The organism is Flagellimonas eckloniae (assembly GCF_001413955.1).
Lineage (GTDB): Bacteria > Bacteroidota > Bacteroidia > Flavobacteriales > Flavobacteriaceae > Flagellimonas > Flagellimonas eckloniae.
The window spans coordinates 1,557,137-1,574,472 of the sequence record NZ_LCTZ01000002.1 but is presented as its reverse complement, the minus strand read 5'-3'; the positions used below and the strand labels follow the sequence as shown (position 1 = coordinate 1,574,472).

Genomic DNA, 17,336 nt, shown 5'->3' with positions numbered 1-17,336 from the left:
CTTAAGACTCTTAATCAATTTGTTATGTAAATTAGATTTCTTATTAAACAAAATATACTATGGCAAACACACCTAATTCTAAAGTAACCGAAGAAAAAATCATTAATTGGTTCATGAATACTGTCTTGGAACATGAGGCAATACCGAAATCAATTTTTAAATTCTGTAAAGAGAACAAAATCAAAGAAGAAGATTTTTACAATTATTTTGGATCTTTTGAAGGATTGCAGCATGCTATCTGGGAAAAATTTTATGGAAATACCATCTCTATCATGCAAAAGAATGAGGCATATGATGGTATGACAAATGAAGAAAAAATGCTGACCTTTTTCTTCACATTTTTTGAATCGTTGACACTGAATAGAAGTTATGTGCTTTTTGTACTCAAGGAGAGCAAAAATACCATGGATAAGATGGGTCAATTAAAAGGTTTGCGGAAAAACATTAAAGAATTTGCTTCCGAGCTTATTGAGGAACGGAATAGTGAGAAAAATTTAAAAATTCTCAATCAAAGCCCACAGCTATTTTCTGAAGGTGCATGGGTGCAATTCTTATTCCTTTTAAAATTTTGGATGGATGACAATTCCGCTGGTTTTGAAAAAACCGATATAGCCATTGAAAAATCCGTAACCACTATATTCCAAGTTTTTGAAAACACTCCTTTGGAGAAAATCATCGATTTTGGAAAATTCCTCTACAAAGAAAAATTTGCCTAACTATTTATGAAAACATTAGACAGCATTCCCACGGGAAAGATTGAAAGAGCCGGAAAACTGGTAAAGACAGGGGTTAAGATTGGTGGGAATTATGTAAAGTATTATGGAAAAAAATTGGTCAATTCCCAAACTGCCAAGGATGAGTTGGATCAAGATAATGCGGAAGATATTTATGATGGTCTAAAAAGCCTGAAAGGAAGCGCACTCAAGGTGGCCCAAATGCTCAGCATGGAAAAAAACTTGTTGCCAAGTGCCTATGTGGAAAAGTTTTCACTATCGCAATTCTCCGTGCCACCCCTTTCCGCTCCATTGGTACGGAAAACATTCAAAAAATATTTGAACAAATATCCAGAAGATATTTTTGACTCTTTTGACAAAGACTCCATTAATGCCGCAAGTATTGGACAGGTACATAAAGCAAAAAAAGGAGATAAGGATCTAGCGGTAAAAATTCAATATCCAGGAGTTGCAGATAGTATTAGCAGCGATTTGGCTATTGTAAAGCCCATAGCTATCAGAATGTTTAACCTAAAAGGGAAAGATTCAGAAAAATACTTTAAAGAGGTTGAAAACAAATTGGTAGAGGAAACCGATTATATTCTGGAGTTGGCACAGAGTGAAGAAATTACCCAGGCATGTGCAGTGATTCCTAATATGGAGTTCCCCAAATACTATAAAGCCCTTTCAAGTGAGCGTATCCTTACCATGGACTGGATGAAGGGAAAACACCTTAGTGAGTTTACCCAAATTGATTTTGATCAGCATCTTGGAAACAAGTTGGGTCAGGCGCTTTGGGATTTCTACATGTTTCAAATTCATAACCTGCGCAAAGTACATGCAGATCCACACCCCGGTAATTTTTTGGTAAGTACCAATGAAACGCTTATTGCAATAGATTTTGGTTGTATTAAGGAAATTCCTGATGAATTCTACATTCCTTATTTTGAGTTGGCAAAAGAAGATAACATTAATAATGATGTTGTTTTTATGGAAAAATTATACGAGCTGGAAATTTTGACCAAAACAGACTCAAACAAAGAGTTGGAGTTCTTTAAAGTACTTTTTAAAGAAATGCTTACCATATTCACTTCACCATTTAAAGAAGAGGAATTTGATTTTGGGGCAGACGAATTCTGGATTAAAATTGCAGAATTGAGTGAGCGCTATTCCAAAGACGAGCAGATAAGAAAAATGAATGGAAATAGAGGATCCAAACACTTTCTATATATGAACCGTACTTTTTTCGGACTTTATAATCTGCTTCACGATCTCAAAGCCAAGGTAAAAGTGAACGACTTTAGAAAGTATATGGACTAATTTTTTTGATATATTCCTCGTTCTTTGAATATATTTTTTACTTTTCCATGAAATAGCCTTTGCTTTTTTAATAATCAACAAGACAGAATAGTATGTATAACTCAAGAATATCGGGATTGGGATTTTATGTGCCTGAAAATGTGGTCACCAATGATGATTTATCAAAAATGATGGAGACCAATGACGAATGGATTCAGGAGCGTACGGGAATCAAGGAGCGAAGACATGTTGTTAAGGGAACTGATACTACTACCTCTATGGGCGTAAAGGCAGCTAAGGTTGCCATTGATCGCGCAGGTATTGATAAAGACGAAATTGACTTTATTGTTTTTGCCACCCTAAGTCCAGATTATTATTTTCCAGGACCTGGTGTTTTGGTGCAACGTGATCTGGGAATTAAAACCGTTGGTGCATTAGATGTTAGAAACCAATGCTCTGGATTTGTGTACGGGATTTCTGTTGCCGACCAATACATTAAGAGCGGTATGTACAAAAAAATTTTGGTCATAGGCTCTGAGCTGCATTCCCATGGTTTGGACATGACTACAAGGGGTAGGGGAGTCTCAGTAATTTTTGGTGATGGAGCTGGTGCAGCAATTTTAACAAGGGAAGAAGATACTTCAAAAGGAATTTTGTCCACTCACTTACATTCAGAAGGTCAGCATGCAGAGGAGCTTTCTCTGATTGCGCCAGGAATGGGAAAACGGTGGGTTACAGATATTATTGAGGAAAAAGACCCAGACGACACTTCGTATTTTCCGTATATGAACGGACAATTTGTTTTTAAAAATGCTGTAGTTCGATTTAGCGAAGTAATCATGGAGGGTTTGCAGGCCAACGATTTAACACCGGAAGATATTGATATGTTGATACCGCACCAGGCAAACTTGCGGATTGCACAATTCATCCAAAAGAAGTTTGGTCTCTCTAATGACCAAGTGTTTAATAACATAATGAAATATGGAAACACTACAGCTGCTTCTATTCCTATTGCGTTAACGGAAGCGTGGGAAGCTGGGAAGGTCAATAAAGGGGATTTGGTGGTTCTCGCCGCTTTTGGAAGTGGCTTTACATGGGGCAGCGCCATAATAAAATGGTAAAAAAACAAAACCCCTGTTCCATTTGGAACAGGGGTTTTTATTGATAGACCTTGACAACTTAACCAACCAACATGCCATCAAGGAACATCAAATTTTGTTTAGAGAAGACCTCCGCTAGATTGTTTGGTATTACTGTCTCTTCGTTTTCGTTGTTTAGCTCTATTTTTTCCACTTCCAAACCTGTAGGAAAGACCAGCATACAGATTATTGCTCTCCCAGTTAAAACCACCAACTTGTGGATAAGGTCGCTCTCCGTCAAAAGCAAATCGCATAGTTTTGAAGATGTCATTGTAGTTTAGGCTAATTGTACCTTTTCCTTGAGCAAAACTATACCTAGCACCCAGATTGACAAAATACATAGGTTCCATCGTAAATTGGAGGTTTCGGTTATCACCTCGGTAAAAACCGAACAACTGTAAAGTCAATTTTTTGTTTAGGTTAAAACTATTGTTCATCCGTAAATTCCAAGCGGTATTGTCTACCTCTACATCTTCAACAACAATATCGTCTTCGGTTGGGTTTGGATTGTCAGTACCCAAACTTTCAGTAATACCACGTTGGGTTTGTGAATAAAAATCAAAACTACCATTTATGCTCCACCATTTTACGGGTTTGTAATTGGCAGATAATTCAAAACCATAAGCGGAGGTATCATCAAAATTATCAAACGTCAAAATCAGTTTATTGAAATCCAATCGGTCCACATAAACCGCCCTGTTTATTTCATCTGAGATAGACCTATAGAATACGCCAGTGGTTATGCTACCTCCTTTAACTCGTTTTGTATAATTGACTTCATATGAGTTTGTAAACTGTGGCACCAAACTTGGGTTTCCAAAAGATGAAATAAGGGGAGTGGCCCATTCGCGTATGGGATTAACTTGTTGTAGCCCTGGTCTGTCCACACGTCTGCTATAACTGACCTGAAATTGGTCTTTTTCATTTGGATTATAAGTTAGAAATGCTGAAGGATACACTTGGGTATATTTATCCGTGAATGATCTAACCCTATTGGTATCCGCCTTAACTTCAACATCCTCAATTCTTGCTCCTACTTGGTATGACCATTTGTCTCGTGTTTGACCAAAGGTCACATAAGCAGAATAGATGTCCATTGAATAATCAAAATCTGTACTTGGCGTTGGAACCAGATTCCCTCCTTCATTAAATGATAGACCTGTTGAAGAATAATCCACATTGGTTTCAAAGATTCTTGATTCAAGACCGATTTCCAACTTTGAAATACTGTCCAGTGGATTCACATAATCTAAATTGGCAATGGTTTGGGTACGTTCCGTATCTACAAAATCCATATAATCAGGGAACAATGAAGCTCCGGTAGATCTAAAATCAGCATCTTGATCATTGTTAAATACGTTATGATCCACTTCCAATTCTATATTATGACCTTCTTTTTTGAAATCCAGTTTGTAATCAAAATTATATTGCTCACTTTGGTTTTCACTAACATCCGCAAAAAACTGTGTTAGATTTCTAGAGAGATCATCATTATAGGTTACTGCCGTAATTCCCTCACCCTTACCATCAAAAATGTTTTGATTGGTAAAAAATGAGATGGTGTTTTTATCGTTCAAATAAAAATCTACCCCAACTTTGTATAGGTGTGACTTATTGTTATTGAAAAAGTCAAATTCCTGAAGCGAGTTTTCATCAATTCTTAAAATGGTACCATCATTTACATATTTACCAATGTTGTTTCCATAGTTCCCATAAAAATTGAACTTTCCATTTCTATAATTCAAATCGATGGAACTATTGAATTTTGCTTCAATTGCTTGGGTAAGACCCGTTGTAATACTACCATTGAACCCAATATTTGCGTTTTTGTGTAATATTATATTGATAAGACCACTCATCCCCTCAGGATTATATTTAGCGGATGGGTTGGTAATCAACTCAATGGATTTTATAGATGTTGATGGTATTTGTTGAAGTAATTGGGCTACTGGAACATTGGATAATTTTCCATCCACCATCACCCTAACGTTTGAATTTCCCCGTAAAGAAATATCCCCGGTCTGTGAATCCACATTAACAGATGGTATGTTGTTCATAATGTCCGATGCAGTAGCTCCCGCGGTAGTAAGGTCTTTTCCAACGTTTATTACCTTGCGGTCCACACGTTGTTCAATGGTTGTACGCTCTGCAACTACTTCAACCTCTGAAAGTTCTTCGGTGTCTTCCAGTAAAGCAATGGTTCCAACATTTACTTTTTGGTTTTTTTTAGTAATGACCAATTTTTGTGAATGCGTTTTATACCCAATAAACTGTACTTCCAAAATGAACGAACCTTCGGGAAGTTTTTCAATTTGAAAATTCCCATCTTCAGTCGTAATCCCACCTGTAATGGTCTGTGTTCCATCTTCAGATTTAACTACAATGGCGGCATAGGCGACAGGTTGCTTATTTTGATCGTCCACTACGGTACCTGAAATAGAGCCAATGGGCGGTTCAGTGTTTGTTGAAGCGAAACTAAAACTTGTGGAAAAAAAAGTAAAATAAAGAAGCGCAAAAAGTGAGATTGCTCTTTTCATGAGTTAGATTGTTTTTTGATTGATTGAATTGTGCTTACAAGACGATAAAATTCTATTGATGTTACATTCAAAAGAAGCTTTAACATTTTTTAACAAAACGGTAAGGTGATATAATTTGTAAGCTGAAATGATTTTTGGGACAAAAGAGAATGAAAAAAGAAACCCTGACTCCCGATATAAACCGAAACGCCAGGGTTTTGTACATTGATAAGCTATACTAAACACTAACCATTAACTATAAAAAATACAGTCTTACCAATGATTATCTTTACTCATACAATAGACGAGTTTTTTTTGGAATAGTTACAATCTTTGATTTAGTTTAACATTTAAATTAACAAATGGTTAAGACACTTGTTTTGGGAGCATCTTTAAACCCAAATAGATATAGCAACATTGCAATTCATAGGTTGATTGAAAACAAGACCAAAACGGCTGCGTTCGGAATAAGGAAGGGGGTAGTTTCTGGAGTGCAAGTTAAGGACAACTTTACCGATTTTCAAAATATTGATACGATTACTTTATACTTGAACCCCAGCAGACAAGTAGAATATTATCAAAATATAATTGACCTAAACCCCAGAAGGGTGATTTTTAATCCCGGAACTGAAAACCCTGAGTTCTATAAATTATTGGAAGAAGCAGGAACTGAAGTTGAGATTGCCTGCACTCTAGTTTTGTTGGCTACGGGGCAATACTAGGTGTTTTCTCACGAATCAGCCACAGCCCAAAGAAAGTTAATAACCCATTTAAGGGAAGTAATTCATAGCCCAGAATATATCCTCCCAAATAGGTTGATGGAATATTTGCAACAATGACAATAATTATCACGCTAAGGATAGTAACCACTAAAACATATTTATCTTTTAATCTATGTTTTGTAAAAATTCCAAAAGCAAATAATCCCAGCAATGGACCATAAGTATATCCTGCAACGGTTAAAAGGTTATCAATTACATTTCTGCTCAAAATGTATTTAAAGGAAATAATGACTAAAACAAGCATGACGCTCATTGCAATATGAGTTCGCTTTCGCACTTTCTTTTGCTCTTCTTCATCTCGTTTTTCTACATTCAAAAAATCAACACAAAAAGAAGTGGTTAGTGAGGTCAATGCACTATCGGCACTACTGTAAGCCGCGGCAATGAGTCCCAACATAAAGGTAATGGCCAAGGAAATGCTTAAACCACCATTCAATGCTATTTCGGGAAACAATAAATCAGATTTTGGAGAACCATCCATTAAAGGAATCGATATTCCATTTTGTCCGGCATAAATGAACAGTAGGGCTCCGAGCAACATAAATAAGAATGTTACCCCAACCAAAACCAGACTAAATGAAACCATATTCTTCTGCGCATCTTTTAAGGATTTACAGGTAAGGTTTTTTTGCATCATATCTTGATCTAGTCCTGTCATACAAATGGTAATGAATATTCCGCCAATAAAAGATTTTACAAAGTGGTTTCGTTCCAGAAAACTGTCCAAAACAAGAAATGAATTATATTCTTTTAATTCTTCTGAGGCTAAAAACTCTCCAAAGCTCCAGCCCAATTCTTGGTTTATCAAAATAATGGATAAAACAACGGCCAAAATCATGAACAACGTTTGTAAGGTATCCGTCCAAACTATAGTTTTAATTCCACCCCTATTGGTATAGATCCAAATCAATGCTATTGAAATAACAACAGTTAGTTCAAAACGAATCCCCAAATCATCAAAAACAAATTGTTGCAATACTATGGCTACCAAATAAAGCCTAAAAGCAGCACCTAAAACCCTAGAAATAAAGAAGAAAAAAGCTCCAGTTTTATGGCTTACAGAGCCAAAACGGTCTAACAAATATTCGTATATGGAGGTCAGGTTGTGTTTGTAATACAGAGGTAGCAAAACATAGGCAACAACAAAATAGCCAACTAAAAAACCTAGAACTACTTGCATATAGCTAAACTCCGAAGCTTCTACCCATCCAGGAACCGAAATAAAGGTTACCCCTGATAATGAGGCCCCAACCATTCCAAAAGCAACCAAGTACCACGGAGATTGTTTGCCTGCCTTAAAAAAATCTGAGTTTGAGTCGTTTTTGCCTGTGAAGTATGAAATCAACATCAACACCAAAAAATAGGCGCCAATGAGCAAAAGAATCTGTGTTGCGGACATGAATGAAATTTGATTTGCAAAGTACAAAAGTAAATTGGTAACTGTAAAATCGTAATTTTGTTGGATAATTGGAGATATGGAATTTTCGTCAAAGCTTTTGGAGGATGCAGTGTATGAAATGTCGCAATTACCTGGAATTGGTAAACGAACTGCATTAAGATTGGTATTGCACCTTCTTAAACAGCCGGAACAGCGTACGGAACTATTGTCCAATGCACTGTCCCAATTAAGGAATTCAGTTAATTTCTGCTCTAGTTGCCATAATATTTCGGACACCGAACTTTGTGAAATTTGTTCCAACTCCAAGCGAGATGAAACCTTGGTGTGTGTTGTTGAGGATATTAGAGATGTTATGGCTATTGAAAATACATCACAGTATAATGGACTCTATCATGTGCTGGGTGGAAAAATATCCCCCATGGAAGGTGTTGGGCCGCAGGATTTAAACATTGTTTCGTTGATAAAACGGGTAAAAGAAGGAACTGTCAATGAGCTTATTTTTGCATTAAGCTCTACCATGGAAGGAGATACCACCAATTTTTACATATATAGACAATTAGAAGGTCTTGCCGTTACCACTTCCACAATTGCCAGAGGAATATCTATTGGAGATGAATTGGAATATGCGGATGAAGTGACTTTGGGTAGGAGCATTTTGAACAGGGTTCCTTTTGAAAGTTCAATAAAGGCAAGTTAGATAGCGTTAATAAATGAATAAAAACTAATAATAAGTATATTTCTTTAGTATTTTTGCAAAATATAAGTCGATAATACTTCGTTAAATAAGAATATGTCAAAATTTGAATTAAAATTACCGCAGATGGGAGAGAGTGTTGCAGAGGCAACATTGACTACTTGGCTAAAAGAAGTTGGCGAAACTATTGAGTTGGATGAGGCTATATTTGAAATTGCCACGGATAAGGTAGATTCGGAAGTGCCAAGTGAAGTTGAAGGTGTTTTGCTGGAAAAGAGATTCAACGTCGATGATATAATAAAAGTGGGTGAGGTGGTTGCCGTAATACAGACGGATGGAACAGAAGAAGTTACCGTTGCTTCCAATGGTACAGATTCTGTAGATGAGATTGAAGATGTTGTTGAAGATTCCGCAATTGCCATAGAAACTGAGATTACCCAAGTTCAAGAATCGGTTACTGCTTCAGCACAAGACTTTTCTAGTACAGAACGATTTTATTCACCATTGGTTAAAAATATTGCCAAGGAAGAAGGAATTTCAATGGACGAATTGGAAGCAATAATAGGAACTGGTAAAGAAGGTAGGGTAACCAAAAATGATATTAAGGCATTTTTAGAAAATCGCTCCACAAATGGGAGCATAACATCTATTTCCAAGGAAGAGAATATAGCGACAGTTCAAACGGAAACTGCCAAAATAACAACTGAGAACACTAAAGCGGTACCTGTTGCCGCATCAGCAGACGATGAAATAATTCCGTTAACACGAATGGGAAAATTGATTGCCCAACATATGGTTGACAGCATTTCGACTTCGGCACATGTTCAGAGCTTTGTTGAAGTAGACGTTACCAATTTAGTTAATTGGAGAAACAAGTTCAAAAAAGCTTTCGAAGAACGAGAGGGTGAAAAGTTGACTTTTACCCCAATCTTTATGGAAGCAGTGGCAACGGCATTAAAAAAATATCCATTGATGAACATTTCTTTGGATGGAGACAAGGTCATAAAAAAGAAAAACATCAATATTGGAATGGCGGCTGCCCTTCCTGATGGAAATTTAATTGTTCCTGTGATAAAAAATGCGGACCAACTCAATCTGGTGGGAATGGCCAAGACGGTTAATGATCTTGCAAATAGATCAAGGAACAACCAGTTAAAGCCAGATGAGGTAAAAGATGGTACATACACCGTTACCAATGTGGGTTCATTTGGCAGTGTTTTTGGGACTCCAATAATCAACCAACCACAAGTAGGCATTCTTGCCTTGGGAGCCATTCGGAAAATACCCTCTGTAATTGAAACAGATCAAGGCGAATATATTGGAATCCGCAGCAAAATGTTTCTTTCCCATAGTTATGACCATAGAGTCGTTAATGGTGCTTTAGGGGGAATGTTTGTAAAAACCGTTGCCGATTATCTCGAAGCTTGGGATATAAACAGGGAAATCTAGCATAAAAAACATTTGTAATCATTCCACTATTATTAACTTAGAGGTTTAAACAAATTCATTTGCAAATGAAGTTTATAACCTCCTTATGTGTGGCTTTACTTTTTCTATCCTATGGTAATATGAAGGCACAAGATCTTTCGGTCTATAAAAAAAAAGTCTTCGTAAAGAATGGTGATAAGATGCCTTATCGCATAGTATTTCCCAAAGATTACAATCCAAAAGAAAAGTACCCTTTGCTATTTGTGTTGCATGGCTCGGGTGAGCGGGGAGATGATAATGAGTCACAATTGGTTCATGGCTCAGACCTGTTCCTAAAGGAAGAGGTTAGAAACAACCATCGTGCTATTGTAGTTTTTCCGCAATGTGCTGCAGGCAGTTCATGGGCAAAAGTAGATGTGAAAGGAGACATTCCCAATAGGAAATTTGTTTTTTATGAAGATTCAGAGCCCACGAAAGATATGTTATTGTTGGAAGGATTAATAAAAGATATTAGAAAAACCTATAGGATTGATAAAAATAGGATCTATGTTGGTGGGCTATCAATGGGTGGTATGGGAACATTCGAATTGGTTCGAAGAAACCCCAAGCTATTTGCTGCCGCCTTTCCTATTTGTGGAGGGGCCAATCCAAAAATAAGTAAGAAACTCAGCAATTTGGATTGGTGGGTGTTTCACGGGGAAGCTGACAATGTGGTTCCAGAAAAGCTTTCGGCAACAATGGTTAAAGCAATGCAGGATATTGGAATCAATGTAAAATATTCAGTGTACCCAGAAGTAGGTCATAATAGTTGGGACAATGCCTTTTCAGAACCAGAATTATTAACATGGCTATTTTCTAAATCGCGCTAAAATTGTTTTATGGAATTAAAGCTGACAAAACCTATTTGTTTTTTCGATTTAGAAACCACCGGTATTAATGTGGCCAAAGATAGAATTGTAGAAATTTCAATACTCAAGGTTTTTCCAAACGGAAATAAAGAAAGTAAAACATGGTTGGTAAACCCAGAAATGGAAATACCCCCAGAAGTGGTCTTGGTACATGGTATTTCCAATGAAAAAGTGGCCAATGAGCCTACCTTCAAACAATTGTCCAAAGAAATCTATAAAATGATAAAGGACAGTGATTTGGCAGGGTTTAATTCAGATAGGTTTGACATTCCGCTCTTGGCAGAAGAAATGCTTCGTTCCGATGTGGATTTTGATATGAAGCACATGGTATCTGTTGATGTTCAAACCATCTTCCATAAAATGGAAAAACGGACCCTGGGCGCAGCGTATAAATTTTACTGTGATAAAAGTTTGGATGATGCCCATAGTGCAGAAGCGGATACTATGGCCACATACGAGGTCTTGCTGTCCCAACTGGATAGATATCCTGAATTGGAGAATAACGTAAAAAAACTATCTGAATTCACTACTCGAAAACAATCCCTGGATTTTGCCGGATTTATTGGTGTCAATGAAGATGAGCAGCCAACTTTCGCTTTTGGAAAGCATAAAGGAAAAACTGTGGATGAGGTCATGGAGAAAGAGCCGGGGTATTTTGGATGGATTTTAAATGCAGATTTTCCGCTCTATACAAAAAAAGTGCTCACAAAAATTAAGTTGAGTAAATTCGGAAATAAATTGGGGTAAATGCGTTTTTTTCTCCTGGTATTGCTTTTGCCTTTTGTATCATTTTCACAAAATATAGATTTTGATGGATACGTATTGGATGCAAAAACAAACGAACCAATTCCATATGTAAATATCAGTTTTTTAAATACGCTAAAAGGGACATCATCTGATGAGAAGGGGCATTATTTTTTGGAAATACAGAAAGAGTTTCTAGAGAAAGATGTTCATGTTTCATCACTAGGATACAAAGATGTTGTTATTAAGGCCTCTGATCTGTTTAATACTAAATTGATACTTCTGGATGCGGCGACTTTTGAGTTGGAAGAAGTTGTTGTGATGGACAATTTAAGCAATTCTCAAGTTCTCAATCCTATAGGAAGTAACAAGATTACCGGTGGTTTTAATTCATCATCAACCCCTTGGATATTAGCTTTGTATTTTCCGAATATGGATTCTTCAAAAAAGTATGTGGAAAAGGTTACTATTTTTTTCAGGAATAATACAGGTCAAACATTAAGTAGTTCTAAATTCAGACTTAGGTTATTCAATGTTGATTACACCCATAAAACTCCAAATGACGATTTGGTTCAGAAAAGTTTGATTTTAGATGTAAAGAAAAATCAAGAATATGTATCAATAGATCTTTCCCGATTGCGTATAAAAGTTCCTAAAGAAGGAATATACAATGGATTGGAGTGGTTGTTTATCCCATCAAATTGGTATAAAAAAATTAATAAAAATGAAGTAACTCAAAAAGAAATTTGGGAAGACAGATTTGCTCCAACTTTTGGTGGTATCTACACTAAAAATAGAGACTATAGATTTATGGTTTATGGAATGGGAGAATGGAATGATTTTACTATCAATTCTTTTTCCAATCAAGAAAAATTTATCCCGGCAATTAGCCTTAAAATATCAAAATAACGTTTGAATATGAAATTGATTTGTATTGGCAGAAACTATGCTGCCCATATTGAAGAGTTGCAGAATGAAAGACCAAAAGAACCTGTTGTTTTTATAAAACCAGATTCTGCAGTATTACCAAAAGAACAGGATTTTTACATCCCTGAATTTTCTGAGGAAATACATTACGAAGTAGAAGTGTTGGTCAAAATCAAGAAGGTTGGAAAGCATATATCAAAACAATTTGCCCATACTTATTATGATGAAATTGGTCTTGGAATAGATTTTACCGCAAGAGACCTTCAATCCAAGCTTAAAGCTAAAGGTTTGCCCTGGGAGAAAGCGAAGGGATTTGATGGTTCGGCCGTAGTAGGTAAGTGGAACCGTAAAGAAAAGTACGAAAATATTGATAAACTGGGGTTTTCCTTGTTAAAAAATGGGGAAAATGTTCAAAATGGAAGTACTTCCTTGATGCTGTGGAAGATAGATGAGTTAATTTCATACGTATCCACCTATTTTATGCTCAAAAAGGGGGATATTTTGTTTACAGGCACCCCGGCGGGGGTTGGTAAAGTAAGTCCAAATGACTACCTTTCTGGTATCCTCGAAGGAGAGAAGATGTTTGAAATTAATGTGAAATAATGATTTACAGCCTCGACAAAATAAATGAAATGGCAGAGGGAGACCAAGATTTTATAATCTCTGTAGTTTCTGTTTTTTTAGAAGAAGTCCCAATAGATTTAGAAGGTTTGGAAAAAGCCATAGACGAAGAGGATTTTGAAAATATATACAAACTGGCCCATAAAATTAAACCCAATGTAGATTTACTTGGGATGGAACAAACCCGTGCCATCGCACTGGAAATTGAAACTTTGGGTAAGAGTGATGCCAATATGGACGCGATCAAGGAGAATTTTCCCATGCTCAAAAAAGATGTGCACCAGGTTATCTCAGAACTCCAAAAAGATTTCGACCTATAGATGCAGGCAGAAATAATTACCATTGGGGATGAAATCCTCATTGGACAGATTGTAGATTCCAATTCTGCATTCATTTCCAAAGAACTTAATAAGATAGGTGTTGCCGTATATCAGATTACCTCGGTGCAAGATGACCGAAGTCATATTTTAGATGCTTTGGAAGTTGCGGGCAAAAGGTCATCAATAGTGATACTCACCGGGGGCTTAGGGCCTACCAAAGACGACATCACCAAGCATACGCTATGCCAGTTTTTTAACGATGAGCTGGTTCAAGATGATACTGTATTACAGCATATAGAGGAAATTTTTAAGAAGTATATTTCTACCCCCATATCAGATTTAAATAGAAAACAAGCTTTGGTGCCTGCAAAGGCTACGGTATTGCATAATGCCAATGGAACGGCACCAGGGCTATGGATGAAGAAAGGAAAAACAGCCTTTATTTCGTTACCAGGGGTGCCTTTTGAGATGAAAAACTTGATGAAGAATGAGGTGCTCCCTAAAATCATAAAAGAATACAAGCGTCCTCACATTTTTCACAAGACCATCATGACCTATGGTTTGGGTGAAAGTGCCATTGCCAACAAAATTGAGGAGTGGGAAAATAACCTCCCAAGCTTTATCAAATTTGCGTACTTGCCCAATTTGGGTAGGGTGCGTTTAAGACTTACTGCCAAAGGGGAGGACAGAGAGTTTCTACAAGCCACCATTAATATAGAGGTTAAAAAACTATATCCTCTAATCGGTGATATTATTGTGGGAGAGGAAGAAGATGAGTCCATAGAAAACCAGGTAGGTAAATATTTGACCCAAAAGCAAATGACCCTTGCAACAGCCGAAAGTTTTACTGGAGGCAAAATCGCACAACAAATAACTACTATCCCTGGCGCATCATCCTATTTCAAGGGTAGTGTGGTGAGCTATGCCACTGAAACAAAAATTAAAGTGTTGAATGTCCCAGAAGATTTGGTAAAAAAACATTCTGTGGTAAGCGAAGAAGTTGCTATTGCCATGGCTGAAAATGTAAAAAAGATACTGGGCACGGACTTCTCAATAGCTACAACAGGAAATGCTGGGCCAACAAAAGGGGATTCAGATGCTGAAGTGGGAACGACCTATATTGCCATTAGTACTCCAGAACATACTTTTGCGCAGAAATTCAATATGGGGAATCATAGAGAACGCATTGTCCAGAAGTCTGTAAACAAGGCATTTGAATTATTACTAAAAGAAATTCTAAAATTCTAAAAAAGAATTTTGTGCGTCCCATTAAAATGCTATAAATTTGCAGCCTCAATAAAATCACTCAAAAGTTAGGGAGATGTCTAAGATTTGTGAAGTTACAGGAAAAAAGGTGATGTTTGGAAACAACGTTTCCTTTTCCATCAATAAAACCAAAAGAAGATTCGATGTAAATATTTCCAAAAAGAAATTTTACATTCCGGAGGAAGATCGTTGGGTAACCCTAAACGTTTCAACTAGAGGTTTAAAGATTATCAATAAAAAAGGAATCTCTGCTGTTTTAAAGGATATCGATTCCAAAAAATAGTAGCCTAAGATTTTAAGTACGATACAATGGCAAAGAAAGGAAATAGAATTCAGGTTATTTTAGAGTGTACTGAGCACAAGGAGTCTGGTATGCCAGGTACTTCAAGGTACATTACAACCAAAAATAAAAAGAACACGCCAGATAGAATGGAGATCAAAAAATTCAATCCTATTCTTAAGCGTATGACTGTTCATAAAGAAATTAAATAAGTTAGGTCATGGCAAAGAAGACAGTAGCATCACTACAGAGTAGTTCAAAAAGATTGACAAAGGCCATTAAAATGGTAAAATCCCCAAAAACGGGAGCTTATACATTTGTTGAGTCAGTAATGTCGCCAGAATTGGTCAATGATTGGTTGAATAAAAATTAAATCAATCTTTGTTGTAAAAATTAAGGCCGCTTTAATAGCGGCTTTTTTTATTTCCCTACTTTGAAAATGGCTCCAACTTTAACAAAACTCCCCTTACTTTCCTATCTTTGAAGTGTATTGAAGTACAACTATGAGTTTATTTAAAAATATATTTTCTTCCGATAAAAAAGAGACCTTGGATAAGGGCCTTGAAAAGTCGAAAAGCAGTTTTTTTGGCAAATTGAGCAAGGCGGTAGCCGGAAAATCCAAAGTGGATGATGAGGTTTTGGATAACCTGGAGGAAGTCTTGGTAACTTCAGATGTTGGGGTTGACACAACTTTAAAAATTATTGACCGCATTGAGGCTCGGGTTTCCCGTGATAAATACCTGGGAACCGAGGAACTTAATGTTATTCTACGTGAGGAAATTGCTGGATTGCTCTCAGAAACCCATATAGGAGAGGATACTGAATTTTTGGTTCCCACGGATAAAAAACCTCATGTTATTATGGTAGTGGGTGTAAATGGAGTTGGTAAAACAACAACTATTGGAAAATTGGCACATCAGTTTAAGAATCAGGGGCTAAAAGTAGTTTTGGGAGCTGGAGATACGTTTAGGGCAGCAGCCATAGACCAATTGGAAGTTTGGGCAAAACGGGTCGACGTTCCCATAATAAAACAAAAAATGGGGAGTGACCCTGCATCAGTTGCTTTCGATACCTTGAATTCTGCCGTTGCAGATGACGCAGATGTGGTTTTGATAGATACGGCCGGTAGATTGCACAATAAGGTGAACTTGATGAATGAACTTTCCAAGGTGAAGCGGGTAATGCAAAAGGTAGTTGATGACGCCCCGCATGAAGTATTGCTGGTATTGGATGGTTCAACAGGGCAAAATGCATTTGAGCAGGCCAAGCAATTCACCAAGGCCACGGAGGTAAGTAGTTTGGCCGTAACCAAATTAGATGGGACCGCAAAAGGTGGGGTGGTCATTGGTATTTCAGACCAATTTCAAATACCCGTTAAATATATTGGAGTAGGCGAAGGTATAGAAGATCTCCAGGTCTTTAATAAATATGAATTTGTAGATTCGTTTTTTAAGATTTAGAGCTATCTAAGTAGTTTACATAATTTAAAGTGTTCCCTAAATTTATAATCTAAATATGGATGAGTTATGGGAAGAATACATCTGTTTGAGTTTGAGGACCAAAAATGGTTTCCAAAATTTTTAAGGGATTATGGTACGGATTTTCTACAATTTTTATCCAATAAGACAAAACTTTATAAACCTGCAATTCCAATTCTGGAAAAGGGTATTAAGGCTGATGGGTCTAGCACAATTGTGGATTTGGGCTCCGGTGGTGGAGGTGGATTACTCTGGTTGAATTCGGAACTGCTAAAAAACCACCCAGATTTAAAAATCATATTGACAGATTATTATCCGAATCTGAATGCCTTTGAGTATACTAAAAATCATGCAGATAACTTTGAGTTCATTACCACGGCCATTGATGCACGTAAAGTACCTGAAAGTTTAAAGGGGTTTCGGACTCAATTTTTATCCTTACATCATTTTAAACCAGATGATGCCAAGCAGATTTTACAAAATGCAGTAGATTCCCATAGCGTAATTGGCATTTTTGAAGCACAGGAACGAAGTGTTCCAAGCATATTGGCCATGTTGTTCTCGCCCATAAGTGTTTTGCTTACCACACTCTTTATTAGGCCATTTAAATTTGGACGTTTAATTTTTACCTACCTGATACCAATTGTGCCCTTATTTGTACTTTGGGATGGAGTAGTATCCTCCTTGCGTACCTATTCCGTGAAAGAAATGAAGGCGTTGGTAGATAGTTTAGAAAATAGTGAGTCTTATAACTGGGAAATTGATAGGGTAAAGTCAGGACCTGGAGTAGTTTTGTATCTTTTGGGAACAAAAAAGGATTGA

General features: G+C 36.9%; 19 protein-coding genes. 17 read left to right on the top strand and 2 right to left on the bottom strand.

Annotated elements, in window-relative coordinates:
• The first annotated feature begins 59 nt into the window (after nucleotides 1–59).
• The 3 genes from AAY42_RS06735 to AAY42_RS06725 all read left to right on the top strand — a co-directional run bounded on the left by AAY42_RS06735 (nucleotide 60) and on the right by AAY42_RS06725 (nucleotide 3,133).
• Nucleotides 60–716, top strand: a complete 657-nt coding sequence (locus tag AAY42_RS06735) for a TetR family transcriptional regulator C-terminal domain-containing protein (RefSeq protein WP_055393551.1) — start codon at nucleotides 60–62, stop codon at nucleotides 714–716.
• A 6-nt stretch (nucleotides 717–722) separates the two neighbouring features.
• Nucleotides 723–2,033, top strand: a complete 1,311-nt coding sequence (locus AAY42_RS06730; RefSeq protein ID WP_055393549.1) for an ABC1 kinase family protein — start codon at nucleotides 723–725, stop codon at nucleotides 2,031–2,033.
• 92 nt (nucleotides 2,034–2,125) lie between these two features.
• Complete coding sequence (locus AAY42_RS06725; RefSeq protein WP_055393547.1) at nucleotides 2,126–3,133, top strand: 3-oxoacyl-ACP synthase III family protein; 1,008 nt, start codon at nucleotides 2,126–2,128, stop codon at nucleotides 3,131–3,133.
• Nucleotides 3,134–3,231: 98 nt separating this feature from the next.
• Here the strand turns inward: AAY42_RS06725 and AAY42_RS06720 are convergent, their stop codons facing one another.
• Nucleotides 3,232–5,688: a TonB-dependent receptor gene (locus AAY42_RS06720; RefSeq protein ID WP_055393546.1), complete on the bottom strand. Its 2,457-nt coding sequence runs from the start codon at nucleotides 5,686–5,688 to the stop codon at nucleotides 3,232–3,234.
• A gap of 341 nt (nucleotides 5,689–6,029) precedes the next feature.
• Here AAY42_RS06720 and AAY42_RS06715 point away from each other — a divergent pair, with 341 nt between their 5' ends.
• Nucleotides 6,030–6,389, top strand: a complete 360-nt coding sequence (locus AAY42_RS06715; RefSeq protein ID WP_055393544.1) for a CoA-binding protein — start codon at nucleotides 6,030–6,032, stop codon at nucleotides 6,387–6,389.
• Here AAY42_RS06715 and AAY42_RS06710 read toward each other — a convergent pair.
• A complete protein-coding gene (locus AAY42_RS06710; RefSeq protein ID WP_055393542.1) occupies nucleotides 6,373–7,848 on the bottom strand; it encodes a sodium:solute symporter in 1,476 nt (491 codons plus the stop codon). The two genes, AAY42_RS06715 and AAY42_RS06710, sit on opposite strands and share 17 nt — an antisense overlap.
• Nucleotides 7,849–7,924: 76 nt before the next feature.
• Between AAY42_RS06710 and recR the strand changes: the two genes are divergently transcribed.
• From recR to AAY42_RS06650, 13 genes are all read left to right on the top strand, one after another.
• Entirely contained in the window at nucleotides 7,925–8,545 is a 621-nt protein-coding gene (gene recR / locus AAY42_RS06705) for a recombination mediator RecR (RefSeq protein WP_055393540.1), read from the top strand.
• Nucleotides 8,546–8,638: 93 nt separating this feature from the next.
• Complete coding sequence (locus AAY42_RS06700) at nucleotides 8,639–9,991, top strand: dihydrolipoamide acetyltransferase family protein (protein ID WP_055393539.1); 1,353 nt, start codon at nucleotides 8,639–8,641, stop codon at nucleotides 9,989–9,991.
• A 65-nt stretch (nucleotides 9,992–10,056) separates the two neighbouring features.
• Nucleotides 10,057–10,839 carry a carboxylesterase family protein gene (locus AAY42_RS06695; RefSeq protein WP_055393537.1) on the top strand — a complete coding sequence of 261 codons (783 nt, stop codon included), beginning with the start codon at nucleotides 10,057–10,059 and terminating at the stop codon, nucleotides 10,837–10,839.
• A gap of 9 nt (nucleotides 10,840–10,848) precedes the next feature.
• Nucleotides 10,849–11,625 carry a 3'-5' exonuclease gene (locus AAY42_RS06690; protein WP_055393535.1) on the top strand — a complete coding sequence of 259 codons (777 nt, stop codon included), beginning with the start codon at nucleotides 10,849–10,851 and terminating at the stop codon, nucleotides 11,623–11,625.
• Nucleotides 11,626–12,531, top strand: coding sequence for a carboxypeptidase-like regulatory domain-containing protein (locus AAY42_RS06685; protein ID WP_055393533.1), 906 nt, complete (start codon nucleotides 11,626–11,628; stop codon nucleotides 12,529–12,531).
• Between the two features lie 9 nt (nucleotides 12,532–12,540).
• Complete coding sequence (locus tag AAY42_RS06680) at nucleotides 12,541–13,152, top strand: fumarylacetoacetate hydrolase family protein (RefSeq protein WP_055393531.1); 612 nt, start codon at nucleotides 12,541–12,543, stop codon at nucleotides 13,150–13,152.
• On the top strand, nucleotides 13,152–13,490 hold the full coding sequence (locus AAY42_RS06675; RefSeq protein ID WP_055393529.1) for an Hpt domain-containing protein: 339 nt from the start codon (nucleotides 13,152–13,154) through the stop codon (nucleotides 13,488–13,490). Before AAY42_RS06680 ends, AAY42_RS06675 begins: the two co-directional genes overlap by 1 nt.
• On the top strand, nucleotides 13,491–14,738 hold the full coding sequence (locus AAY42_RS06670) for a competence/damage-inducible protein A (protein WP_055393528.1): 1,248 nt from the start codon (nucleotides 13,491–13,493) through the stop codon (nucleotides 14,736–14,738).
• 73 nt (nucleotides 14,739–14,811) lie between these two features.
• On the top strand, nucleotides 14,812–15,039 hold the full coding sequence (rpmB, locus tag AAY42_RS06665) for a 50S ribosomal protein L28 (protein WP_055393526.1): 228 nt from the start codon (nucleotides 14,812–14,814) through the stop codon (nucleotides 15,037–15,039).
• Between the two features lie 26 nt (nucleotides 15,040–15,065).
• Nucleotides 15,066–15,248, top strand: a complete 183-nt coding sequence (rpmG, locus tag AAY42_RS06660) for a 50S ribosomal protein L33 (RefSeq protein ID WP_031444791.1) — start codon at nucleotides 15,066–15,068, stop codon at nucleotides 15,246–15,248.
• Nucleotides 15,249–15,256: 8 nt separating this feature from the next.
• Nucleotides 15,257–15,409, top strand: a complete 153-nt coding sequence (locus tag AAY42_RS17935; protein ID WP_082433350.1) for a DUF4295 domain-containing protein — start codon at nucleotides 15,257–15,259, stop codon at nucleotides 15,407–15,409.
• A gap of 130 nt (nucleotides 15,410–15,539) precedes the next feature.
• Complete coding sequence (gene ftsY, locus AAY42_RS06655; protein WP_055393524.1) at nucleotides 15,540–16,496, top strand: signal recognition particle-docking protein FtsY; 957 nt, start codon at nucleotides 15,540–15,542, stop codon at nucleotides 16,494–16,496.
• Nucleotides 16,497–16,562: 66 nt separating this feature from the next.
• Nucleotides 16,563–17,336 (top strand): response regulator, encoded by a 774-nt coding sequence (locus AAY42_RS06650; RefSeq protein WP_055393522.1) that lies wholly within the window; start codon nucleotides 16,563–16,565, stop codon nucleotides 17,334–17,336.

Bases quoted from the DNA above. Each gene is read 5' to 3' on its own strand.
- AAY42_RS06700 (WP_055393539.1), top strand. From the start codon at position 8,639: ATGTCAAAATTTGAATTAAAATTACCGCAGATGGGAGAGAGTGTTGCA.
- rpmB (WP_055393526.1), top strand. From the start codon at position 14,812: ATGTCTAAGATTTGTGAAGTTACAGGAAAAAAGGTGATGTTTGGAAAC.
- AAY42_RS06730 (WP_055393549.1), top strand. From the start codon at position 723: ATGAAAACATTAGACAGCATTCCCACGGGAAAGATTGAAAGAGCCGGA.
- AAY42_RS06690 (WP_055393535.1), top strand. From the start codon at position 10,849: ATGGAATTAAAGCTGACAAAACCTATTTGTTTTTTCGATTTAGAAACC.
- AAY42_RS06710 (WP_055393542.1), bottom strand. From the start codon at position 7,848: ATGTCCGCAACACAGATTCTTTTGCTCATTGGCGCCTATTTTTTGGTG.
- AAY42_RS06670 (WP_055393528.1), top strand. From the start codon at position 13,491: ATGCAGGCAGAAATAATTACCATTGGGGATGAAATCCTCATTGGACAG.
- AAY42_RS06715 (WP_055393544.1), top strand. From the start codon at position 6,030: ATGGTTAAGACACTTGTTTTGGGAGCATCTTTAAACCCAAATAGATAT.
- AAY42_RS06725 (WP_055393547.1), top strand. From the start codon at position 2,126: ATGTATAACTCAAGAATATCGGGATTGGGATTTTATGTGCCTGAAAAT.
- AAY42_RS06680 (WP_055393531.1), top strand. From the start codon at position 12,541: ATGAAATTGATTTGTATTGGCAGAAACTATGCTGCCCATATTGAAGAG.
- AAY42_RS06675 (WP_055393529.1), top strand. From the start codon at position 13,152: ATGATTTACAGCCTCGACAAAATAAATGAAATGGCAGAGGGAGACCAA.
- AAY42_RS06685 (WP_055393533.1), top strand. From the start codon at position 11,626: ATGCGTTTTTTTCTCCTGGTATTGCTTTTGCCTTTTGTATCATTTTCA.
- recR (WP_055393540.1), top strand. From the start codon at position 7,925: ATGGAATTTTCGTCAAAGCTTTTGGAGGATGCAGTGTATGAAATGTCG.
- AAY42_RS06695 (WP_055393537.1), top strand. From the start codon at position 10,057: ATGAAGTTTATAACCTCCTTATGTGTGGCTTTACTTTTTCTATCCTAT.
- rpmG (WP_031444791.1), top strand. From the start codon at position 15,066: ATGGCAAAGAAAGGAAATAGAATTCAGGTTATTTTAGAGTGTACTGAG.
- AAY42_RS06735 (WP_055393551.1), top strand. From the start codon at position 60: ATGGCAAACACACCTAATTCTAAAGTAACCGAAGAAAAAATCATTAAT.
- AAY42_RS17935 (WP_082433350.1), top strand. From the start codon at position 15,257: ATGGCAAAGAAGACAGTAGCATCACTACAGAGTAGTTCAAAAAGATTG.
- AAY42_RS06720 (WP_055393546.1), bottom strand. From the start codon at position 5,688: ATGAAAAGAGCAATCTCACTTTTTGCGCTTCTTTATTTTACTTTTTTT.
- ftsY (WP_055393524.1), top strand. From the start codon at position 15,540: ATGAGTTTATTTAAAAATATATTTTCTTCCGATAAAAAAGAGACCTTG.
- AAY42_RS06650 (WP_055393522.1), top strand. From the start codon at position 16,563: ATGGGAAGAATACATCTGTTTGAGTTTGAGGACCAAAAATGGTTTCCA.